Raw genomic sequence first — 22,695 nt, 5'->3', positions numbered from 1 at the left:
GCCAAAGGTTTGATAGCTCAGGTCAGAAAAGACAATTGTCGATCTTCATCAACTATTTTTATTTAAAGCTAATTATTATTAATAAACATTATTAGAGCGACTAATAAAATATACGTCTTATAAACGAAATGTCCTGCTAGTTATTTATTTTAATTAATAAATTTGGAATCCTATGACTATGAAAAAACTACTTATTGCAACAGCTATTGCCGCTGCGTCATTCACTACGGCATCACAGGCTTGTACTTCTATCGCATGGAATACTGACTTTGGCACATTAACGACTCGTACTAATGACTGGGTTGAATCAACGTCGCCAATTCTCGGAACGATTAAAGCCGGCAGCGAGCGATTAATGCATGGCGTAAAAGGTCACGGCACGACCTATGAAACCCAATACGATATCCTCGCAATTCTTTCATACGGTGGCCTTGTCCATGACGGTGTAAATAGCGAAGGCTTGCAGGTCAACACCATGTATTATGCGCCAATGAATATGCAAGACACTGGCACAGATACCATCTCTCAGCTTGCCCTTGGTGAATACCTGATCGCGAATTACGCCAATGTTGAAGAGGTTGTAGAAAACATTCAAAACCTCCAAACTGAAATGGCTTCACACCCTAGCCTTCCTAATGCACCTGCGTTCCATTGGGCGCTAACCGATAAGACTGGTGATCGTGTCGTTATTGAGCATGACAAAGACGGGGTCTCTATCTACCGCGGTGATGATGCAATGATCATGACCAACCAACCAAGCCAGCAAAGTCATATTGACGCATGGAACAGTGCGTCAGGAAAAATCACCAAGACGTGGAGTGAAGCTGATTTTGGCTCTACCGGTAATACCAACCCAAGAGACCGCTTCCTGCACGCATCTTATTTCAGTGAGCAACTAGTACAACCTAGCTCTTCGGTTAATGGCATGATGAAGCTGGCAACAACGGTATTCCGTATTCCTCACGATGCCGCCAACCGAGAAGTCAATGGTGAAATGGCAGGGTATGCAACCGAATGGTCATTAACCCAAAACTTGAACAGTGGCGATGCTGTGTGGGAGTACCTATGGGGTGATACTTGGAGCAACGTGAAGTTCAACTTCTATGAGGTGCTTGAATCAGGTAAAGATATCCATTTTGAAATGGATTCCGCTAATTTAGCAGGCGATATTACCCAGCAAATTATTGCTTCTGGTAAGTAACCAAACGTTAAAGAAAAGCGAGCACACAGCCGCCACTTCGGTGGCTGTGTTTTTTTATGTATAAAAAAAACACCATAATCAACCATAATTCAAATTAACAGCATAATAATAACGCTTACCACACAATAAATGTGGTTAATTTGTCACCTTGGTCACAAAACTATTCAACATATGAATAGCCAACGAACTATAGCGATATTATACCTCTACCGACGCTAGAATAGGGCTCTAAACTGATGAGTAACAACACCTTAAAGCCTATCACATCAATGTCTATCCATAAGGGGTGGGTTAAATTAATAAAACAAACAGCCCTACAAAACAATTTGGATATCGATCATTATTTCAGCCAGCTTGATGCCTCGAGCGACCAACCTGATGTACGTGACGTCAGAGCGATTCTTCACCAAATGACACAAGATAGTGGCGATCCCCTATTTCCCGTTCAAGCTTCTATGCATATAAACCCGCTAACATTTGGCTGCTTTTCGCTTACCCTATGGACCGCTCCAAATCTAATGCAAATGCTAAAAGATGCGTGTAAGTATAGCGTTGCCATTGGCTCACCGATTCGGCTGCGCTTCCATGAAACGCCCCAGGGGGATGCGGAGCTTTGGATCATAAACCATGAGCCACTCAACAAAGAGTCACACATTACTTATTCAGGCGTTACCTTATACATCTCAGCGATATTGCAAATGATCCACCAAACCACAGAATTTAGCCTGCATGATATTCAAATAAAACTGATTCAATGGCCTTATGACAACCATCTCTGCGCCGAGTTTGAACAGAAAACACAGTGCCAAATCTCGCTGGGTTCACCGATAAGAAAAATTTGTATTCGCCGCCAGCACCTATTTACCCCACTATCGACCAGTGATCCTGAGCTTTACCCCGTTACACATTTATTATTACGTCAGCATGCAGCTGAAATAGAAAATACTGATATCGTTTTACAAGTCTATAAAGCGCTTGATGATATGCCATCTTTAACGGATATATCTGGCCAAAACATTGCCGCCAAAATGCTTATAAGTATACGAACGCTTAATCGTAGACTCGCCGATGTGGGCACCAGTTATCGGGGTGTCGTTGAAAAGTATAAACTCGAAAAAGCACTGCAGTTGCTCAATCAACCCAATGTGAACATGACGGAAATTGCGTTTCAGTTAGGTTTTTCTGATTTAAGCACCTTTTCTAGGGCGTTTAAGCGCTGGACGGGGAGCAGTCCGTCCCACTCCACTCTTCGTTAGATACGGGCGCTAGATACATGTGCTAGGTATGTGCGTCATTTTTCACCACACTGGCACAAATGTGTCCCTATGTATGATCAAAATCAAAAGGAAGATGGATGGCATTTAAAGCTATCCTTTTGGCTTAAAATGCCAAGTTTTAACGCTCAGTTCTTGTTTTAATTATTGCCAGTTAATGCGGTAACAACAGCATACCGCTATAAAAATACTGGAGCGTAAAGCTATGATGAAAGAAACACATAGAGTGTTATTTGAGCCAATGAAAATTGGCTCTCTTATCCTCAAGAACCGTTACTCAATGGCCCCTATGGGTACACTGGGCTGTGTGGATAATGATGGCGCATATAATCAACGCGGTGTTGAATATTATGTGGCTCGCGCCAAAGGTGGTGTTGGTTTAATTATTACTGGCGTGCAAATGGTCGAGAATGAACTCGAACAATTCCCAATGCCTTCCCTACCCTGTCCAACGAATCACCCAACGGCTTATCTTCGAAGTGCCAAAGAGATGACCGAACGTGTCCATGCTTACGGCACTAAAATTTTCGCCCAACTCACTGCGGGATGGGGACGCTCTTGTATTCCCGGCTTTTCACCTGAAGATAAACTCGTTGCACCCTCTCAGGCTGCAAACCGGTTTGACCCTACCCTAAACCACCGTGAGCTTACAACCGAAGAAGTAAAATACTTCATCGGTAAATTCATTGAATCAGCCGTTATCGCTCAAAAAGCGGGGTATGATGGCGTTGAAATCCATGCCGTACATGAAGGGTATCTGCTCGACCAGTTCACAATGGAATTCTTTAATAAGCGTACCGACCAATATGGCGGCAACTTTGAAAACCGCTACCGTTTCGCGGTCGAAATTGTACAAGGCATCAAAGCGCTGTGTGGTGACGACTTCCCAGTTTCATTGCGCTACTCAGTAAAAGGGAATATGAAAGGCTTCGGTCAGGGGATCTTACCGGGCGAGCAAGCAGAAGAAGTCGGCCGTGACATGGAAGAAGGCCTAATCGCAGCCAAATACCTGCAAGATGCAGGGTTTGATGCCCTTAATGTTGATGCCGGCACTTATGATTCATGGTACTGGAACCACCCGCCTAACTACTTCGAACCGGGGATGTACAAACCATACTGTAAAGCAGTCTCTGAAGTGGTTGATATTCCCGTACTGATGGCTGGCCGAATGGAAGATCCTGAGCTTGCCTGCCATGCCGTCAGCGCTGGTATTGCCGACGGTATTTCAATGGGCCGACCACTGCTCGCAGACCCTGACGTCGTCAACAAGATCCGCCGTGGCCGTTTTGAAGAAGTTCGTCCTTGCCTGTCATGCCACCTTGGCTGCCTTGGCCGCATGGCTGAAGTGGGTAACCTTTCGTGTGCGGTGAATCCAAGCTGTGGCCGAGAAGACGAGTACAAACTAACGGCAACACATAAAACGCAAAAAATTGTTGTTGTTGGCGGCGGTGTCGGTGGCATGGAAGCAGCTCGCATTGCCTCTGAACGTGGGCATGACGTTGTTTTGTTCGAAAAGTCAGGTCACTTAGGCGGAAACGTTATTCCAGGTTCACAAGCGCCATTTAAACATGATGATAAACAGCTTATCACTTGGTTTGAAGGCGAGATGACACGTAAGAATGTTGATGTTCGTATGAATACGGCAGCAACAAAAGAAACAATTGAGGCTGAAAATCCAGACAGCGTTATTTTTGCGACAGGATCTCGTCCAACCAAACCGTCTTGGTTAGCAGGGCAAGATAAAGCGCATGTTGCTGTTGCTGAAGATGTACTCATGAACCCAGAACAGATCACCGGTGAAACTGTCGTGGTCATTGGGGGTGGTTTAGTTGGCTCTGAAACTGCATTGTGGCTGGCTCAGAAAGGTAAGAAGGCAATCCTTATTGAAGGCACCGACGATATCATTGGTGGCCCTCACGGTACGTGTTTTGCTAACTACCAGATGCTTAAAGAACTATTGGTAAAAGAAAGTGTAGAGGTAAAAACATCCACGTTCTTGAAATCAATCACTGATAACGGTATTGAAGTGTGCTCTGCAACCGACGAAACAGCAATGGATGAGATTAACGCTGATCACGTTATTCTCGCCATGGGCTATAAAGCAGAACATAGCTTGTTTGACGAATTATCGAACCAACTCGATGTTGAAGGGATCTTTAACATTGGTGATAGCCAAGAAGCCCGTACCATTATGGCTTCTATTTGGGATGGCTATGAAGTAGCGCGTTCAATTTAAAATAATTACGAGTTAACGTTGTCTCCTTTGGCTGCCCCTACCGACCGGGCAGCCTTTTTTATGCCGCAACAATATTAATTGTTACCTTATTGCACCAATTGACAGCACAAGTACTAAGAGTATGATACCAACACTTACTTTTTGAACAGGAGCGCCCATGCCAGTATTACACCGCTGTATGACCGAGAACGCTTCTGTGGTCGAAATTGCTTACCTCAAACAGCCCCGTATCGCTTAGCTAAGGCAGTGAATCGTTATTTCATTCACTGCCACAAAGACTCATCACGTATTCTGTTTTTGTGGCCTTCTATTTGCTTCATATTTTATGATTAATGCAAGGCACTACTATGAAACACTGGTCAAACATGGAAATGCTCCATGAAACCGTCACCAACAAAAACATCATCTTAAAAGGCACACATAGCTACTATAGCGATGCTTATGATAATGGGTTTGAACGGTCGGTCGTTCGGTATTTGCACGGCGACGAAATAAGCCGTAACTGGGAGCCTCGCTGGGAAATCGATAAGCTGTATATTGGCGATTACGTCTGCATCGGTGCCGAAGTGGTGATCTTAATGGGCGGTAACCATACTCACCGCACAGACTGGTTTTCTCTTTATCCATTTATGGAAACTATCGAAGAAAGTTACCAGTCAAAAGGAGACACCCTACTAGATGATGGTTGCTGGATAGGCATGCGGGCAATGATCATGCCCGGAGTACACATTGGCGAAGGGGCAATTGTTGCGGCCAACAGCGTCGTGACCAAGAATGTGCCACCCTACACCATTGTGGGGGGGTCACCAGCCAAAGCGATTAAACAGCGCTTTTCGACCGAGGTCACAAGCCGCTTATTGGCACTAAAAATGTACGATTGGCCAAAAGAAAAGTTTGAAGCCCTCAAACCATTGATATGTGCATCGGACATAGATGCACTTGAACGTGTCCATCAGCAATATAGCTCGTTGAAATAATTAAAAAGCCGGTCAAGCATTGTTGGCCGGCTTTATTCAATCGATAACGAGATTAACGCGTTTCAAGATAACGTCGATATAAACCATCGATATCATTACTACACATGATATCCATATTGGCTTGCAGTTGATCGAGTGGCCAGTCCCACCACTTCATTTCAAGTAACATTGTAACTTGTTCAGTACTAAAGCGCTGTTTAATCACCTGCCCTGGGTTCCCCACCACAACGGAGTATGGCGGGATATCTTTTGTGACCACCGCACGCGCACCAACCACAGCACCGTCACCAATAGTAACTCCGGGCATGATCACACATTCAGAGCCAATCCAGACATCATTGCCTATCACCGTATCACCAGCACGTTCAAAGCCTGACTTTACTTTATCGCCAAATTTACTCACATCAAATGGAAATGATGATACCCAATCATGGCGGTGTCCTTGATTGCCAGCCAACATGAATGTCGCTCCAGATGCAATGGAACAATACTTGCCAATAATTAACTTATCGACATCACCAAAAATACCCGACTCCCAGACGGCTTTGCTTGAATGGTCCCCGAGCAAATAGCGCACGCAGTGATCTTCAAAATGCTTATCATGGTAATAACCGGAATAATAGGTGTAATCACCTACCACTATATTTGGGTTACGAACATGCGCTTTGATCTCATAGCCACCCAGCCATGATGGAAAGATGGAAGAAGACATAGCTACCCCTTATAATAATTGCCGATCCGCTCTCCCAATAGCAAACATCTAACCGCTGAGCAACACAGGTATACCCCATGCATTTAGAACAACTGTATTCTGCCTACCTTGGTGAACATTACGGCATTGCCTTTTTCTCTGCTTTTGCCCAAAAGTATAGCGATGATAGTCACATCAATAAATGGCAACTTCTGATACAAGTCGAAGAAATTACCGCTAAAAAGCTGAAAGATGGCTTGATCCAGCAAGGCTTCAACAACTTCGGCGACGAACAAGCGATGCAAGATAAAGGCATTAGAGATGCAGAGCAGTGGGTACATTTAGAGTGGAACACACTGCTAAATACCCTGATCCCTTGGGTAAAACCTTATGCCATTAAATACCGTGAACAAGCTCTCGCAGCCACCGAGCATCAAGAGCTGTACCAGCTGGTACAGCAGCATGAAGATGCTATCTATGACTTTCTGCTGGCTGAGAAACAAAAAAACGATACGGGAATAGCAAGACTTGAAGACTTCATTGCCTCACAGTTGTAATTTATCCTCTCTAACAGCTAAGTAATTGTTATGAAACGGTGGGCAAGTAAATGCGCTTGCCGCCACACTTTTTCCATCACAGCAATCACACTCAGCGATATAGGTAACAAAACACCAAACTGTTTATTGTCGAAATGCCCTCTCTGTAATATCAATCACTCATCGTTATAGGCAAAAGGCCAAGACACTTTATGGATAAACCACATAAAATCCGCTGTGTAATTTTTGACTGTGATGGCACACTCGTCGATAGCGAAAAGCTGTGTAACCAAGCTCTGGTTAATATCTTTTCAACGCAAGGCGGGACATTGAGCCTTGATGAGTGTATTCGCCATTTTCAAGGCGGAAAAATCGTTGATATTCTGGCTGAAACCCGAAAGCGCACTGGCGTAACAACGCCAATAGACATCCTTGAACCAATGTATCGCCAAGAGTGCCGCCAGTTGTTTGAGAAGCATCTAGAGCCCATTGATGGTGTGCCAGCATTACTGGCAGCACTTGAAGAAATGGGGATAGAAATGTGTATTGCCTCGAATGGTCCGGTATTCAAAATGGAGCATACGTTAGGGCTGACCAATCTATTGCCTTATTTCGAAAGCAAGCTATTCAGCGGCTTTGAAGCCAGCAGCTGGAAGCCGGATCCAGATTTACTTCATTTTGCCGCCATGCATATGGGATACAGCTTAAGCGACTGTGTTTTTGTTGACGATACCGAGAAGGGTGTGCAAGCTGGCATTAATGCCAATATTCCGACCTTCCACTACGCCGCGAATGAGTATGCCCCCGAAATCAACCATCCGACGGTGACCACCATCAGTACGATGCTTGAATTACTTGAGTACATTAAGGCCAAATAACTGATACCCCACCAGTTATGTCGCAAAAGCCTAGCCGGCATAAAATGGACTAGGCTTTCCCCCGCCAGCAGTCAGCTATCCAAAAACTCTGATACTCAGTATTTTTCTTTTGTTTTTAAGCTTGCGTACACTTTCTTTACCCCTGATAACCAAGCTCTCCCTATACTCAGAATAATTGTGGGGGGCATAAAAGGAACCAAGCATGAATCAAATTTATCCCGTGGCTGTCATCGCAAGCCTCTCGATCCCTCTTCAAGCACAGGCGGTAGGGCCTGCTGATATATTGCTAACAAACGCGAAGATCTACGCTCATAACAGTGCCGATACGATTGCTATTCACGAGGGTAAAATTGTGTTTGTGGGTAAAGCTGCGGCAGCAACTAGCTACCGCCAAAAAAGCACCGAGGTTATCGACCTTAAGCAAGCTTTTGTAATGCCCGGCTTTATTGACAATCATAACCATGTGTTTGAAGCGGCGTCAGAAGTCGGTGGAAACTGCGAGCTGGATATGGATGCATCGCTTGAAGCGCAAATTCCCTTTTTAGAAGCCTGTAAGCAACAAGATAAGACGGGCTGGATAATGGGCTATGGCTTTTCTCTAGATGCCATTCTAAACGAAGACAACCGTTACACCCCGCTTGAGGTCATTGATCGCATCTTCCCCAGCCAACCTGTCGTGCTGATGGAGCAAACCTCGCACTCGATGTGGGTTAACTCTGTCGCACTTAAGTTAGCCGGGATCACTAAAGATTCTCCCGAGCCCCAAGGCGGCAAGATCCTCAAAGATGAAGCCAGTGGTGAGCTCAATGGGATCCTGTTCGATAATGCTGGTGACCTCATTATGGAACTCGCATGGAACAGCTTAGAAAACCAATTCGAGCAAAGCTACGATGGTTTGATGACAGGTCTTGAAGAAGCCGCAGCCCACGGTATAACCACCATAGGTGATGGCCGGCTTTATTGGAAACGAGGCTGGTATGATGTCTGGCGACAAGCCGAGCAAGACGGTGAACTGACCGCCCGTGTCTCCCTACGGCCGTGGATTTACCCAACAGATCCAATGGCGCCACAACTCGCCTTTTTAAAAAAAATACAGTCAAGTGATAAGTCGCGTTTGCTATTAGTCGATCAAGTAAAAATGTATAGCGATGGCATTATTATCAACGGCACGGCCAAAACTCTGGCACCGTATCTTGATACTTATATTCCTGATGAACCCAACGGCATTAACTATATTCCGCCAAGCAAAATGAAAAATTGGCTAAGCGAATTAGATGCTATCGGCTACAGCGCCCATATCCACGCTATCGGTGACGGTGCCGTTCAGGAATCCCTCAATGCTATCGAATATGCCCGTGACCAAGGCTCAAGCAAGCCTTATACCCTGACTCATGTCGAGCTAGTTGACCCTAAAGACATCTCTCGGTTTGCTAAGCTGGAAGTTACAGCCGATTTTCAGGTTGGATCAGACTACATCACCCAACATGACCACCAATGGGCAGACGCTTTTTTAGGTTCCGAACGTTCGCATTCGATGATGAACCTAAGCGCTATTTTTGATACAGACGCCAATGTCACCCTAAGCAGTGATTGGAATGTCCATGATATCAACCCATTAGTTGGAATAGCCAATAGCTTAAAAATGGGTAAAACCGGCTTGCCGAATGTGCAAGATGCCATTGATGCCTACACGATAAACGCCGCTGAAAGCCTTGGGATCAGCGATATTACGGGCTCCATCAGCGTGGGAAAATCGGCTGACTTTGCCATTCTGGATCAAGATATTACTCATCTATCGGCAGATGATATCGCCGAAACAGAGATCCTAATGACAATATTACAAGGCGCTATTGTTTTCGATGCTGAAGACTAATACCGCGCTCTCTTTAAGCTTACCCGCTATAGCTTTTCGCTTTCAGTATTGAAGCTATCCCAAGACGATTGCCATACTTGCTGCTGGTATTCTTTATTCGCAGACGCATTTTGCTTGGGCTCTTTCGTTTTATCCGAATCGGTTATACTCGCGGTCTTCGCTAGCGATGCGTCTCGTTGAGTATGAGGATTGCTGTCATTCGCTTGATCTAAATGCTCATCCCACACTTCTTCCACCAGCGGTTGTTCTTCCCCTTGCTCACCAGACAAATCACCTGACGCAAGTACGGCAAGCTGCTCAGCTGATGGTCGATAACCTTCTCGGCCATATACTTTATCAAGTAAATCGATCACAGCATGTGCCTGCACCTCGCCAGCCTTAATAATACGATAAATCGAATTAGCAACATTCTGCACCCCCAATATTGCATCAATACCGATATGCTGCACGACTTCATCACGCTCTGTTTTAGCCGATTTATTTCCCGCCGCATAAGCCAGAGACAACCAGATATAAGCAACTGCCGCATCATTAGCACCCGCACCAAGATACATTTTGGCCACTAATTGCTGCGCTTCGGCATCACCTTGCTCTGCGGCACGCTCAAGCCAATAAGTAGTACGCAGCTTGTTTTTGGCCACCGCTATACCGGTTTGATAACAATATGCCGTTTTCACACAAGCTCGAATATCGCCCTGAAGGGCACCACGAACCCGCCAAATAAAAGCTTCGTCTGGGATTTTATTTTCAGCCATATCAGAGACGTACCAATCTCCTAAAAAAGATTGGGCGGGCATATCTTCAGCCTCTGCGGCGGTATGGATATTTTGAAGGCCAGCTTCAATATCGATTTCTGTACCAAAGCCACGAATTTGATACCGCCCTAATTCAAACTTTGCGGCAATATCATTATTATTCGCTTTAACTACGTGTTCCCAATAGGTTGATTTCGCTTCGCCTTCAGGATCATCAATATCCATTTTACACAGGCGAGCCAATGCGTTTTGCGCGATGGTATTCTCTTGCTTTGCTGCTTGATAATACCAACCGAGGGCTTCACGCACATTGGTCAGCTCATACTCTTTCGCCAATGACAGTTGGCTCGATACATGCCCCGTTTGTGCTTTGAAAATCTTGTCTTCACGCTCTGCGATTTTTGCTCTTTCAAGCACTCGTTGATAATTATCGTCTTTCAAGCGCCGCTCTATTGCGAGTTTCCTGTTCATTTTCTGAGTCGAAAAATAGCGGTAAACCACCCAGCTGAGCACACCACCAGCAACACTCAAGCCAATAAGTAGGTTAGACATAATTCCTCAACTGCATAAAATAGAACTCTCACCCCTGTATTATCGACTCTCAGCTTCAAAACTAAAGTGATATCACCATTAATCACCGCTCAAAATACAATTTAAGCTATTAAATCAACAATAAAAGCATATGGCTGCTAAATTTATTTATGGTTTATTAGGATATATCGCAAGGAGAAAGGATGTTTCTCGACTATTTTGCGTTAGGCGTATTGTGTTTCGTGGCTGTTTTTCTGTTCTACGGGATCATTGCTATTCACGATATACCTTACGAAATTTCAAAAAAACGTAATCACCCCCATCAAGATGCTATTCATTATGCTGGCTGGGTCAGTCTATTCACCCTGCATGTGTTATGGCCATTTTTATGGATTTGGGCAACATTGTGGCGAGAAGACCGCGGTTGGGGCTTTACTCAAATTCAAAATGAACAAAACGAACTACATCACGAGGTCATGAAACTGAGCGAGCACGTTGAGCGATTAACAGAAAAAGTTGCCCAATTGGAAGTCGCTCAAGCCCAGCAAATGAATGCCACAACCTCAGAAAACGATCCTAAACAAGGAGATGAGCGCTAATGGATTTATTACTCATTCTCACTTACACCGCACTTTGTATTGCCGTATTCAAAATATTTAACATCCCACTCAACAAGTGGACAGTACCAACTGCGGTTCTTGGGGGCATCATTTTAATTGGTACCCTTATTTTATTGATGAATTATAACCACCCGCATACCAACTATGGTGGACAGTTCTTTGTTACCACGCCTATCGTCCCGGGGGTTAGAGGGAAGGTTATTGAGGTACCTGTTAACGCAAACGATCCCATTAAAAAAGGCGAAATGCTATTCAAAGTCGACCCAACGCCGTATGAAGCGGAGGTTACTTTACTGCGTGCTACATTGGCAGAAGCCAAGCAAACGGTACTCGGACTGGAAGCCGCTTATAAAGCCGCTCAGGCCAGCACCGCCAAAGCCATGGCCGAACGCACCCGAACACTGACTGAGTTCAAACGTTATGAAAAAGGCTTCAAGCGCGGCGCTTTTACCGCATCAGAAGTGGATAATCGCCGTCAATTCTATCGCAGTGCTGAAGCATCACTTGCTGCGGCAAGGGCAGAAGAACAGCGAGCTAAGCTGGCTTACGAATCTGAAATCATGGGCGAAAATACTGCCGTTGCCAAAGTACGAGCGCAATTAATCCAAGCCGAGTTTAATTTAAATGAAACCATTGTTTATGCCCCAACCGATGGCTACGTAACACAAGTCACCCTGCGACCTGGAATGATGGCAGTACCACTACCACTACGCCCAGTCATGACATTCATTCACCAAGAAGAGCAGTTTTATATCGGCGCGTTCCGCCAAAATTCATTACTGCGCCTAGAGCCTGGATTTAAAGCGGATTTCATATTTCGTGCCCTACCGGGGAAAACCTTTGCTGGCGAAGTTGTAGAAGTATTACCCGCCATTGGCGAAAGCCAAGTACAGGCTGCAGGGGTTCTTTATGGTAGCGATCAGCTTCTCCGCCAAGGAAGGCCGCTGGTCAAACTCAAGATCACTGATGACCTTACTCCTTACCACCTACCACAAGGGACCAATGTTGAAATTGCCGTTTATTCCGACAGCTTCGAGCATGTTTCGGTTATGCGTAAAGTTTTGATCAGAATGAAGAGCTGGCAGAACTACTTGTTCCTTGATCATTAATTTCACTTTGGCCACCACTATTAGTTCAGTTTGCTATTACTTTAAGGCAGCTGTCTAATTTCCCCCCAGCCTTTAAATAGCGGTCTTCATGACCGCTCATTTATATCTTCGGCAAGCATTTAAACACTGACAGACTTAACAAAAAAGCAACAATTACTCCTAAACTTAATACAATCAGTATATGCTTTTAGTCTTCAGCATTATTACGCTGCATTATTTTGTTTTAACTCGAAAACCGACAGGCGAGTGAATTTAAGGATCTGATTATGTTGTCTATCTTCGATATTTATAAAGTGGGTGTTGGCCCATCCAGCTCGCACACCAATGGGCCAATGTTAGCTGGTTATGATTTTTATCAAAAAGTAGCGAAGCAACTGGATAACATTACCCGTGTACAGATTGACCTATATGGTTCACTTTCTCTCACGGGTAAAGGCCACCATACCGATCGAGCAAGCATCCTCGGGTTAATGAACAACAAGCCAGATTGCATTGATATTGTTCAGGCCAACCAAGCGATGGCAGAAGGAAACGAAAACAAAACCCTGCACTTCGGTGGTAAAAAAACTATCCATTTTGATACTGATACCGACATGCTTTTTCACACTAGCAACTTGCCACTGCATGAAAATGGCATGACCATCAGTGCGTTTGATAAAGCAGGTAAGCAGCTTTTCATTGAAACCTATTATTCAATTGGTGGTGGCTTCATCGCCACAGCTGATGAGCTGCAAAAAGGCAAAGCCACCAGCGATGTGACGGTCCCATTTCCCTTCCAGTGTGCTGATGACATTTTAACAACTGCAGATACAAACGGCATAAGCATTGGCGCCATGTTTCTACGCAATGAACTGGCCTTCCGCTCGCAAGAAGAACTGGATTTCAAAGCCAATCAAATTTGGGAGGTGATGACATCTTGTATGCAGCGCGGCTTTCAAACCGAAGGCATTCTAGAAGGTGGGCTCAATGTTGTACGCCGAGCGCCTGCTTTATTGAAGAAGCTTGAGTCAAACAAAGACATCGATAATGACCCTATGACCATTCTTGATTGGGTAAATGTGTTTGCTTTTGCTGTAAGCGAAGAAAATGCTGCTGGTGGACAGGTAGTCACCTCCCCTACCAATGGTGCTGCTGGTGTCATTCCTTCTGTGTTGATGTATTACAACAAATTCATCGGTGAACTAACACTACCGCAGATCAAAGATTTCTTGGCCGTGTCAGCAGCGATTGGCATGCTGTATAAAATGAACGCTTCAATATCTGGGGCTGAGGTTGGCTGTCAGGGCGAAATCGGCGTGTCTTCATCCATGGCTGCCGCTGGACTTACCGCTATCCGTGGTGGCAGCAATGAACAAATCTGCATGGCTGCCGAAATTGCCATGGAGCACTCGCTGGGTATGACCTGCGATCCTATCGGCGGCTTGGTACAGATCCCATGTATCGAACGTAACGCCATGGGCGCTATGAAAGCCATTAATGCCTCGCGTATGGCATTAAAACGAAACAGTAAATCGTTAATTTCACTCGATAAAGTCATTGATACTATGTACCAGACGGGTAAAGACATGAACAAAAAATACCGTGAAACCTCACTTGGCGGTCTGGCGATGATCCACCTAGCGCCACCCTGTGAATGATCACGATATAAGAGTGGCCTGAACCACAATAAGCACCATGAAAAAAGGGCTGACATATTGTCAGCCCTTTTGTCTTTTTAACTATCGCTACGTCTTAGAATACGTAAGCGAAGTTGAAGCCACCACCGTTGTCAGTCGTGCTAGATGTGTTGCTGAATTCGTTCAGCTTGTTGTGTTTCGCTTCAAACGACAGGATTGTTTTCGGTGTGAACGCGTAAGATACACCTACTGCGTAAACTTGACGGTCACCCGTTACCTCACCTTCGCCATCGAAATCAACGTGCGATGCATAAGCATACGGACGGAAACCAGACTCAAGTGCGTAGTGTGCGTACACATCGACAGCGTTAGCGTCTGCCCATTCAGCAGTAGGACCACCTAGTAGACCGGCTTTATGGATGTTTTCACCCATGGTGTAAACCGCTGCGACTTTCAGGCCACCAGCAACATACTGACCACCCAGAGTAACTGCTGTTTGCTTGTCGCCATCTTCAAGACCATTCACGTTTACGCCATTTTCAACTTCTACCTTATTTTCAAGGTAGGCAGCACCTAGGCTCAAGCCTGAATCAAAGTCGTAGCTCGAAGATACCGCAACGTTGTAGTCACGTGTTACTGTTTCCTCGTCGCTTTCGCCATTACTGGTGAAGCCGTAATGCGCAGATACGTTCAAGCCGTCTCTGTTATAACGGTATGCCACTAGGTTGTCACCACGACCTGTCGCAGCAAATCCACCGTCAGTACCTTCTGAGTAGATAGGCGTCGCATCTGGATCAATGATGATCATGTTGTCCATGTAGCGAGCGACATCGTGATAAGCAGACCACTGCTTACCAAAACGCAGGCTACCTTTGTCTTCATGAGCAACAGTGAAGTAACCCAAACGGTTACGGAAGTTATCACGGCCTGAAGTAGGGTTGTTCAAGAACTGATCCCACTCTAGTTTTGCATCCAGCGCCCAACCATTTTGTAGCTGGCGTTCGAAACCAAAGTTTAGAATACTACGGCTTGCTGAGAAGACATCATCTTCTCCCCATACAGGTTGAAATGCATCAAGGACAAACACACCGCCTACGTCAAACTTGTTTTGATCGTCTTCATAAAGGGTATAGGCAGATGCTTGGCCAGCTAGCAAAGCGGCAGGAATTAATAGCGCTGATAGTTTAAGTTTCATCAATAAATACTTCTAATGATAGGTTTGACAATATTTTTCTGTGTGAGAAAGGTATCAAACTTTTCACTATATTGTAATAGCAAACTAGTACATTATACTTATTTATTGTAAATGCTATTTACTTACCCAGCACTAACGCAAATCGCCTTAATAACAACAAGTTAAACATCAACCCAACCCATAAGGCATGTATTTAAACTCATTTATATATGTTCAAAAAGCCATTTAGACACAAAATATTACACTTTGCCGGTCTGGGAGTCCGTTAGTGATTGTAAGGTATTATTTACACTTGATTGTTTTTAAAGCAACTCAGTCATAGCTGATTTCACTTAACGATGGTAAGAATTAAGACCATAGCCAAAAGTCGCAGTAAGCCGTTCTCACCAAGTTAACCGCATAAAAAAACGGCTTCTCATAATGAGAAGCCGTTCGTTTTTAATCAGCCGATTTAAAATGTGATTTATTTAAATTCGACGAGGTTTTTCTCGTAAGCATCAAATTGCGCCTCAACTTCTTTTGAAGCACCACCCGTCATTTTACTGATTGAGATAATCGCTACTGTGGCAAAAATAAAGCCTGGGACGATTTCGTATAGATCGAAAATACCACCCGTTAATTGCTTCCAAATAACCACCGTCATGGCACCAATCACAATACCGGCGAGTGCGCCGTTACGGTTCATGCCTTTCCAGAACAAGCTAAGCAACAGTGCAGGGCCAAATGCCGCACCAAAACCAGCCCACGCATAAGACACTAAGCCAAGTACGGTGCTATCTGGGTTCATCGCAAGTAGTAATGCAACGATCGACAAACCAACAACTGCGTAGCGACCTACTTTCACGATTTCTTCAGAAGATGCCTCAGGACGGAAAACCTGCTTATAGAAATCTTCCGCCAACGCAGATGACGATACCAATAGCTGTGAATCAGCCGTACTCATGATGGCAGCTAGGATCGCAGCCAGTAAGATACCCGCAATCACAGGGTGGAACATTGAGTTAACCAGCAACATAAAGATACGTTCGCCATCATCAAGGTTACCCGCTAGTTGATTATCAACATATAGAATACCGACTAGGCCAACCAGAACTGCACCCGCCATTGATAATGCCGTCCAGAGAACCGCGATACGGCGTGCTGTTACAATATCAGCATTGCTGCGTGTCGCTTTAAAGCGCGCAAGGATATGTGGCTGGCCAAAATAGCCTAAACCCCATGCCGCTAGCGAAACAATCGCAATTGCCGATAGAGGAGCCCCTTTCACATCATTAAACAGGGTTAGTAGCTCTGGGTTTTTTGCTTCTAACGCTGCTGTTAGGTCACCCACTCCACCATTCATTGCCGCAATCGGCACAATCAATAGCGCCGCTGACATCAATAGTCCCTGTACTAAATCGGTCCACGCTACCGCTAGGAAGCCACCAAATAAAGTATAAGAAACTACACACACCGTACCGATAATAACCGCAGTGGTGTAGTCTAGACCGAAGACGGTTTCAAACAACTTACCGCCAGCAACTAAACCTGAACTGGTATAGAAAAGGAAAAACAGCAAAATAAAGAAGGCTGAAATTGTTTGGATCAGTTTAGATTTATCATCAAAACGGCGAGCTAAGAACTCAGGCAACGTCAGTGCATTATCTGTCGTAATACTGTAAGTACGCAGACGCTTTGCACAAATTAGCCAATTTAGCCATGTGCCAACAAGCAAGCCACCCGCGAGCCATAACGACTCGATACCTGCGGCATAAGCATAACCCGGCAAGCCAAGTAGTAGCCAACCACTCATGTCAGACGCTCCTGCTGAAAGCGCAGCAGGCCAAGGGCCAAGAGTACGTCCACCTAAGAAATAGTCCGCTGAATTTGATGTACGTTTATAGGCAATATAGCCAATCGCGAGCATACCGATCAGGTAGGCGATAAACGTGCTTGTAATAGCAAAGCTATTCTCTATCATTTTTGAGTTCCCTCACTTGGTGCCCCTGTTCATTGCAGGGGCTTTTGGTTATGTGCTGATAATCAGCATGGCTGCTAGTCCATCACAGGGCAAAATTACATTTCCGCCCTGCGTAGCAGCTAGGTTAGTGTTCTTCACCACTCCCCAATTCCAACAGCGTGGCATTACCGCCGACAGCTGTGATATTGATGGTTCGCGTCCTTTCAGTTACAAAACGCAGTGAATACGTAGGGCTACCAATCACAGGTAAACGAATTTGATCAGTATCGCTGACCAGTTGCGCTAATAACCCGTCACGGGCAGCTAGCTGGCGAGCTAACGCCTGAGCTGTTGAAAGTTTGCCGGTATAAGCCACGCCAGCAATCGCCGGGTGGCTTACAAGATCGGCAAGCTGATCGTTATCAATGGCGGTGATCACCCCGCCAGCACAACCGCTTTGCTCCAGTTGTGTTATGAGTTCCTTCGCCGAAGTGACAAAGTCAGTAGGCAAACAAACAAATACGGTATTCCCCGTCACCAATGCCGCGGCTACCTGCCCAAGCACAGCAACGAGTGAAGTATCGTTATCTGCCGTCACGACAAACATCCCACGCCCTGCACAATACAGCTCGTTAGTTTCACCGGTTGGCCCAGGCATCAACTCAACGCTGCCGACATGCTCAAGGGCATTACGACACTGAAATTCCACCATCGCTCGACATTCTGGCGACAGTTGATCGGTCCAATGGCGAAGAATGCGTACACGCGCTTCATAGCCAAGGTTGTTCCAACCTTCCCACGCTGCCGAGCTTGCTTTTACTAATGTTTGAATCGTCATGATCATTCCTTAATTTATCTCGACAGCCTTAGCCATTTACAACATCTTGAGTAAAGCGGTATAGGTAGTGTGGACCACCGGCTTTAGGGCCAGTACCTGAAAGCCCTTGTCCACCAAATGGCTGGACACCAACCACAGCACCAACCTGATCGCGGTTGATGTAGCAGTTACCAACACGCGCACGGCGCTCAATATGACTATAGGTACGCTCATTACGACTATGAACACCTAAGGTCAGGCCAAAGCCGGTATGGTTAATTTGGTCGATAACCTTATCAATCTCATTGGCTTTAAAGCGCACGATATGCAAAACAGGGCCGAAGTTTTCATTTTTAAGGACATCAATTGAAGGAATTTCAAAAGCCGTTGGGGCAACAAAGTCCCCTGCTTGGCAGCTTTCACCGAGCTTAGCCTGTGCAACCAAGGTCGCTTGATTCTTAAGTGATTGAATGTGGGTTAACAGCTTATCGCGCGCGGCGACATCAATCACAGGGCCAACATCGGTACTGTGCAGTTCTGGACGACCGACAGACAGTTCAGCCATTGCCCCTTTGATCAAACCAATAATGCGCTCGGCAATATCTTGCTGGACAAACAGCACACGCAATGCCGAACAACGCTGACCCGCCGACGCAAAGGCTGAGCGAACGACATCACGAACAACCTGCTCTGGCAGTGCCGTACTGTCAACAATCATGGCATTCTGCCCACCCGTTTCAGCAATAAATGGTACAGGGGCACAGTCACGAGCAACAAGCGTACGATTAATACGTTGAGCAGTTTCCGTCGATCCCGTAAAGGCCACACCAGCAATACGCAGATCAGAGGTCAACGGTGTTCCAACGGCTTGTCCCGTTCCCGGAACAAACTGAATCGCCCCCGCAGGAACACCGGCTTCCAACATTAACTCAATTGCTCGGAAAGCAATTAACGACGTTTGTTCTGCCGGTTTTGCTACCACGGTATTACCGGCTGCCAATGCGGCACTCACCTGACCAAGGAAGATAGCCAACGGGAAGTTCCACGGACTAATACAGGCAAAGACCCCCCGACCTTGATAGGTTAACTGTTGGGTATTACCGTCAAAACCAACCAGTGTTTTAGGCTGCACAAATTCATTTGCGGCCTGATCGGCATAGAAACGACAGAAGTCGACGGCTTCGCGGATTTCGTCAATACTATCTTGAATGGTTTTACCCGCTTCACGATGGCATAACGCCACAAGTTCACCCATGTTTACTTCGAGTAAATCAGCAACTTTCAATAAGCACTCAGCACGCTCTGTCGCTGGTCGCTGCGACCATTCTGGGTATGCTTGTGATGCAACATCAATGGCATCAACGACTAATTCTGCACTTGAGAAAGCAACATTCCCCACCGACTCACGACGGTCATAGGGAGCAGTAACGGGGTAAATATCAGCTTCTGTCTTCGCAACAACTTTACCGTTGATGATAGGACCAGCCTGCCATTGGTGATCGTTAAAAGCCTGTACTGATGCAGAAAACGCCGCCCACTCAGATTCAATTTCAATATTGATCCCCAGTGAGTTTTTACGTTGTTCACCGAAAATTTTCGGAGGCAGTGGGATCAACCCATTATTGAGGCTCGGGCGAGACAACAGTGTATCGACCGGATGCTGAGTCAGGCTCTCAACCGGACAGTTAGCATCAACCAAACGGTGGACAAAAGAGCTGTTCGCACCGTTTTCCAATAGGCGGCGCACCAAATATGGCAGAAGATCTTTATGGCTACCGACTGGCGCATAAATACGTACATTGGTTTGATGCATCTCCATAACGTGGTTATAAAGCGCATCCCCCATGCCATGTAGGCGTTGGAATTCAAAATTACGATTACTACCCGCCATCGCGACAATCGCAGATACCGTATGGGCATTATGACTCGCAAACTGTGGGTAAATCAGCCCTTTAAGGTGTTCAGATAATAGAAAACGTGAACACGCCAAGTAAGACGTATCTGTTGCTTCTTTACGGGTAAAGACCGGATAGTCTGCAAAGCCGCTTTGTTGGGACAGTTTAAGTTCACTATCCCAATATGCACCTTTTACCAAGCGCAATGGGATCACATCACCCTGCTCTTTAGATAAAGCTGCCAACCATGCCAATACCGGTAAAGCACGTTTTGAATAAGCTTGAACAACCAGACCGAAGCGACCCCAGCCTTTTACCACATCAGAACGGTACAGCTTTTCAAACAGCTTCAGTGACAATTCAAGACGATCCGCTTCTTCGGCATCAATCGTAATACCAACATTGAGCTCACGTGCACGCTTCAATAACGACAAGACATCATCGTACATTTCATCAAGCACACGGTGCTCATTTGCCACATCATAACGAGGATGTAGGGCTGAAAGCTTGATAGAAACAGTCGGATCCGGTGAACGGGTATTACTGCCTTTATCACTGCTATAACTATCGCGGCCAACGGCCTCAACAGCCATCACATAGTCTTTGAAATATTTTTGAGCATCCTGCGTGGTAAGCGCCGCTTCACCCAACATATCAAATGAATAGGTAAAGCCCTGATCGCGTTTAGACTTACCATTCTTCATCGCTTCAGCAATGGTACGGCCCAGCACAAATTGGTGGCCCATGATTTTCATTGCCTGATTCATCGCTTGACGAATAACCGGCTCAGACATCTTGTTCACTAGACGGTTAATCACATGACTTGGGGCACCATCTTCTTTGGCATCCATTGTCACGACCTTACCCGTTAGCATCAGCCCCCATGTCGAGGCATTCACGAATAGTGAATCAGAGCTTTTTAAGTGTGATTTCCAATCTGCCACGCTGAGCTTGTCTCGGATCAGTGCATCGGCCGTCGCGGCATCAGGAATCCGCATCAATGCCTCAGCAAGGCACATCAGCAAAATACCTTCTTTGGTATCAAGACTATATTCAAGCAGCAGGGCATCAATCATCTGAATGGCATTTTTATCTGCTCGTACCCGTTCAATCAGGCTTGCAGCCTGCTCACTGGTATATTGCCTTTCTTGTTTGGTTGGCTCAGCCAATGGGATGAGTTGCGTCAACCATTGTGATTCATCAATGGCATAAAGAGGCGAGATAGTCGACCAAATCTCACTCAGTGGACGCTCAATAAATGTAGGCTGAAGTACATCTGCCGCATTGAACATAGATTTTTCCCTCAATAATGAAACCCGATCCAGTTAGCAGCAGAAGTATTTGCTGGCTTCCCTCTAGCAGGTGGAATGTTGCAAGCGTGTTACTGTTGAGGGGATTCTATTTTCCACAGCTCAGATAGTCTTGCTGTATTCTCCGATAATTTTTAGTAAAAGTCCGTATTTTAACAAAAATAGAGGTCGGTTTTTCAAAAAAAACACATTTTCACACACCGGACCTACTATAGAGCAAAAAAATCACACTAAAAATGAACATGAAATGGATACAAAGTGGGATCAATGATCAAGGGAGAGAATGAAATAAGATATGATGAATTTAACGAGGTAGCTTGTCATGAAAAGTCGCTTATATGGAGATATAAGAAATTACATAAGCAACTGAATATAAATCAATTTATCAACTAAGGTTGTCTTTTCGATATCGCGCAGGTGGCTTGCCGTGTAAACGAGTGAACGCTTGCGTAAAGCTACTTTGACTCGCGAAGCCAGTACTTTGCGCGACTTGGGCAATACTCAATTGTGAGTCTTCAATCAGATCTTTCGCTAACTCTAGACGTTTTTTCAAAACATACTGATGTGGCGTGATACCTGTTTGTTCTTTGAACAAGTGATGAAATTGGCTCTCGCCTAGAAAGACCAGCCCTGCCAACTGTGTTACCGAAATTTTACGAGTTAGATGCTGAATGATGTACTGATCGATGCTATCCATATTCAACCGATGCGTTTGTTTATCGCCATTTAGCGGTTTAAAATGGCGGTGCAATACGCACATTAGCGTATCTGTGCACGCTCGACTTAAAAGAAGATCGTCTGGGTGTGCCATCATTTCTGCGGTAAGCGCTTGAATTAAGCTTTGTGCTTGCCTATCGAGATGAAAGTAGCCCGACTGCTCAAATAATCGCAGTATATTGTCAGAAGTATACACTGGCTGAAACTGATCAGTAGGGACATTCATCACCAATATTTCATTGTTTCCAACCCCTGAAAATGCATGCTCCGAATCAGCGGTAACAAGGCACCCTTGGCCAGGGCAAACTAAATTTCCGACGCCTTCAATATCAAATTCTGTTTGGCCAGATAGTCCAATGACCACTTGATTATAACCGTGGTTATGGTGCTCCATCTGCTCCGGCAATTTGACGATTTCGGAAGGTTTGATGATCGGTGAGTTTAGCTTATCTTTCATGCTAAAAAACCAGAAGAAAAGTGATGTAATACATAAGGGAATAATACCACATCCAAAGCAAAGAGATA

The 22,695-nt window shown here is 45.4% G+C and carries 17 protein-coding genes; 10 read left to right on the top strand and 7 right to left on the bottom strand.

What is annotated here, in order from left to right:
• Positions 1–178 precede the first annotated feature (178 nt).
• The 4 genes from L4D78_RS02755 (at position 179) to L4D78_RS02740 (ending at position 5,688) form a co-directional block, all read left to right on the top strand.
• On the top strand, positions 179–1,201 hold the full coding sequence (locus L4D78_RS02755; protein ID WP_428465527.1) for a linear amide C-N hydrolase: 1,023 nt from the start codon (positions 179–181) through the stop codon (positions 1,199–1,201).
• Positions 1,202–1,437: 236 nt separating this feature from the next.
• Positions 1,438–2,457: a helix-turn-helix domain-containing protein gene (locus L4D78_RS02750; RefSeq protein ID WP_428465526.1), complete on the top strand. Its 1,020-nt coding sequence runs from the start codon at positions 1,438–1,440 to the stop codon at positions 2,455–2,457.
• A 223-nt stretch (positions 2,458–2,680) separates the two neighbouring features.
• Positions 2,681–4,711, top strand: a complete 2,031-nt coding sequence (locus L4D78_RS02745) for an oxidoreductase (RefSeq protein ID WP_428465525.1) — start codon at positions 2,681–2,683, stop codon at positions 4,709–4,711.
• Positions 4,712–5,058: 347 nt separating this feature from the next.
• Entirely contained in the window at positions 5,059–5,688 is a 630-nt protein-coding gene (locus L4D78_RS02740) for a CatB-related O-acetyltransferase (RefSeq protein ID WP_428465524.1), read from the top strand.
• A 52-nt stretch (positions 5,689–5,740) separates the two neighbouring features.
• Here L4D78_RS02740 and L4D78_RS02735 read toward each other — a convergent pair whose 3' ends face one another.
• Positions 5,741–6,400, bottom strand: a complete 660-nt coding sequence (locus tag L4D78_RS02735) for a CatB-related O-acetyltransferase (protein ID WP_428465523.1) — start codon at positions 6,398–6,400, stop codon at positions 5,741–5,743.
• A gap of 77 nt (positions 6,401–6,477) precedes the next feature.
• On the opposite strand from L4D78_RS02735, the gene L4D78_RS02730 reads away from it, so the two are divergent.
• The 3 genes from L4D78_RS02730 (at position 6,478) to L4D78_RS02720 (ending at position 9,666) form a co-directional block, all read left to right on the top strand.
• Positions 6,478–6,936, top strand: a complete 459-nt coding sequence (locus tag L4D78_RS02730) for a hypothetical protein (RefSeq protein WP_428465522.1) — start codon at positions 6,478–6,480, stop codon at positions 6,934–6,936.
• A gap of 191 nt (positions 6,937–7,127) precedes the next feature.
• Positions 7,128–7,793: a 6-phosphogluconate phosphatase gene (gene yieH, locus L4D78_RS02725; RefSeq protein ID WP_428465521.1), complete on the top strand. Its 666-nt coding sequence runs from the start codon at positions 7,128–7,130 to the stop codon at positions 7,791–7,793.
• Between the two features lie 202 nt (positions 7,794–7,995).
• Positions 7,996–9,666: an amidohydrolase gene (locus L4D78_RS02720; protein ID WP_428465520.1), complete on the top strand. Its 1,671-nt coding sequence runs from the start codon at positions 7,996–7,998 to the stop codon at positions 9,664–9,666.
• A gap of 26 nt (positions 9,667–9,692) precedes the next feature.
• On the opposite strand, the gene L4D78_RS02715 is transcribed toward L4D78_RS02720, so the two are convergent.
• Positions 9,693–10,973, bottom strand: coding sequence for a tetratricopeptide repeat protein (locus L4D78_RS02715; protein ID WP_428465519.1), 1,281 nt, complete (start codon positions 10,971–10,973; stop codon positions 9,693–9,695).
• 182 nt (positions 10,974–11,155) lie between these two features.
• On the opposite strand from L4D78_RS02715, the gene L4D78_RS02710 reads away from it, so the two are divergent.
• The 3 genes from L4D78_RS02710 to L4D78_RS02700 all read left to right on the top strand — a co-directional run bounded on the left by L4D78_RS02710 (position 11,156) and on the right by L4D78_RS02700 (position 14,318).
• Positions 11,156–11,551, top strand: coding sequence for a DUF3302 domain-containing protein (locus tag L4D78_RS02710; RefSeq protein ID WP_428465518.1), 396 nt, complete (start codon positions 11,156–11,158; stop codon positions 11,549–11,551).
• Positions 11,551–12,681: an HlyD family secretion protein gene (locus L4D78_RS02705; RefSeq protein ID WP_428465517.1), complete on the top strand. Its 1,131-nt coding sequence runs from the start codon at positions 11,551–11,553 to the stop codon at positions 12,679–12,681. Before L4D78_RS02710 ends, L4D78_RS02705 begins: the two co-directional genes overlap by 1 nt.
• Positions 12,682–12,947: 266 nt before the next feature.
• Entirely contained in the window at positions 12,948–14,318 is a 1,371-nt protein-coding gene (locus tag L4D78_RS02700) for an L-serine ammonia-lyase (protein ID WP_428465516.1), read from the top strand.
• A gap of 94 nt (positions 14,319–14,412) precedes the next feature.
• Here the strand turns inward: L4D78_RS02700 and L4D78_RS02695 are convergent, their stop codons facing one another.
• The 5 genes from L4D78_RS02695 to L4D78_RS02675 all read right to left on the bottom strand — a co-directional run bounded on the left by L4D78_RS02695 (position 14,413) and on the right by L4D78_RS02675 (position 22,627).
• A complete protein-coding gene (locus L4D78_RS02695; protein ID WP_428465515.1) occupies positions 14,413–15,492 on the bottom strand; it encodes a porin in 1,080 nt (359 codons plus the stop codon).
• A gap of 463 nt (positions 15,493–15,955) precedes the next feature.
• Entirely contained in the window at positions 15,956–17,452 is a 1,497-nt protein-coding gene (gene putP / locus L4D78_RS02690) for a sodium/proline symporter PutP (RefSeq protein WP_428465514.1), read from the bottom strand.
• Between the two features lie 124 nt (positions 17,453–17,576).
• Positions 17,577–18,269: an aldehyde dehydrogenase family protein gene (locus L4D78_RS02685; RefSeq protein ID WP_428465513.1), complete on the bottom strand. Its 693-nt coding sequence runs from the start codon at positions 18,267–18,269 to the stop codon at positions 17,577–17,579.
• 28 nt (positions 18,270–18,297) lie between these two features.
• Complete coding sequence (putA, locus tag L4D78_RS02680) at positions 18,298–21,435, bottom strand: bifunctional proline dehydrogenase/L-glutamate gamma-semialdehyde dehydrogenase PutA (protein ID WP_428465512.1); 3,138 nt, start codon at positions 21,433–21,435, stop codon at positions 18,298–18,300.
• Between the two features lie 403 nt (positions 21,436–21,838).
• Complete coding sequence (locus L4D78_RS02675) at positions 21,839–22,627, bottom strand: helix-turn-helix domain-containing protein (RefSeq protein WP_428465511.1); 789 nt, start codon at positions 22,625–22,627, stop codon at positions 21,839–21,841.
• Positions 22,628–22,695 lie beyond the last annotated feature (68 nt).

The organism is Photobacterium minamisatsumaniensis, assembly GCF_050336695.1.
Classification (GTDB): domain Bacteria; phylum Pseudomonadota; class Gammaproteobacteria; order Enterobacterales; family Vibrionaceae; genus Photobacterium; species Photobacterium minamisatsumaniensis.
The sequence above is the reverse complement of the archived record's forward strand: the minus strand, read 5'-3'. Positions and strand labels throughout refer to the sequence as shown.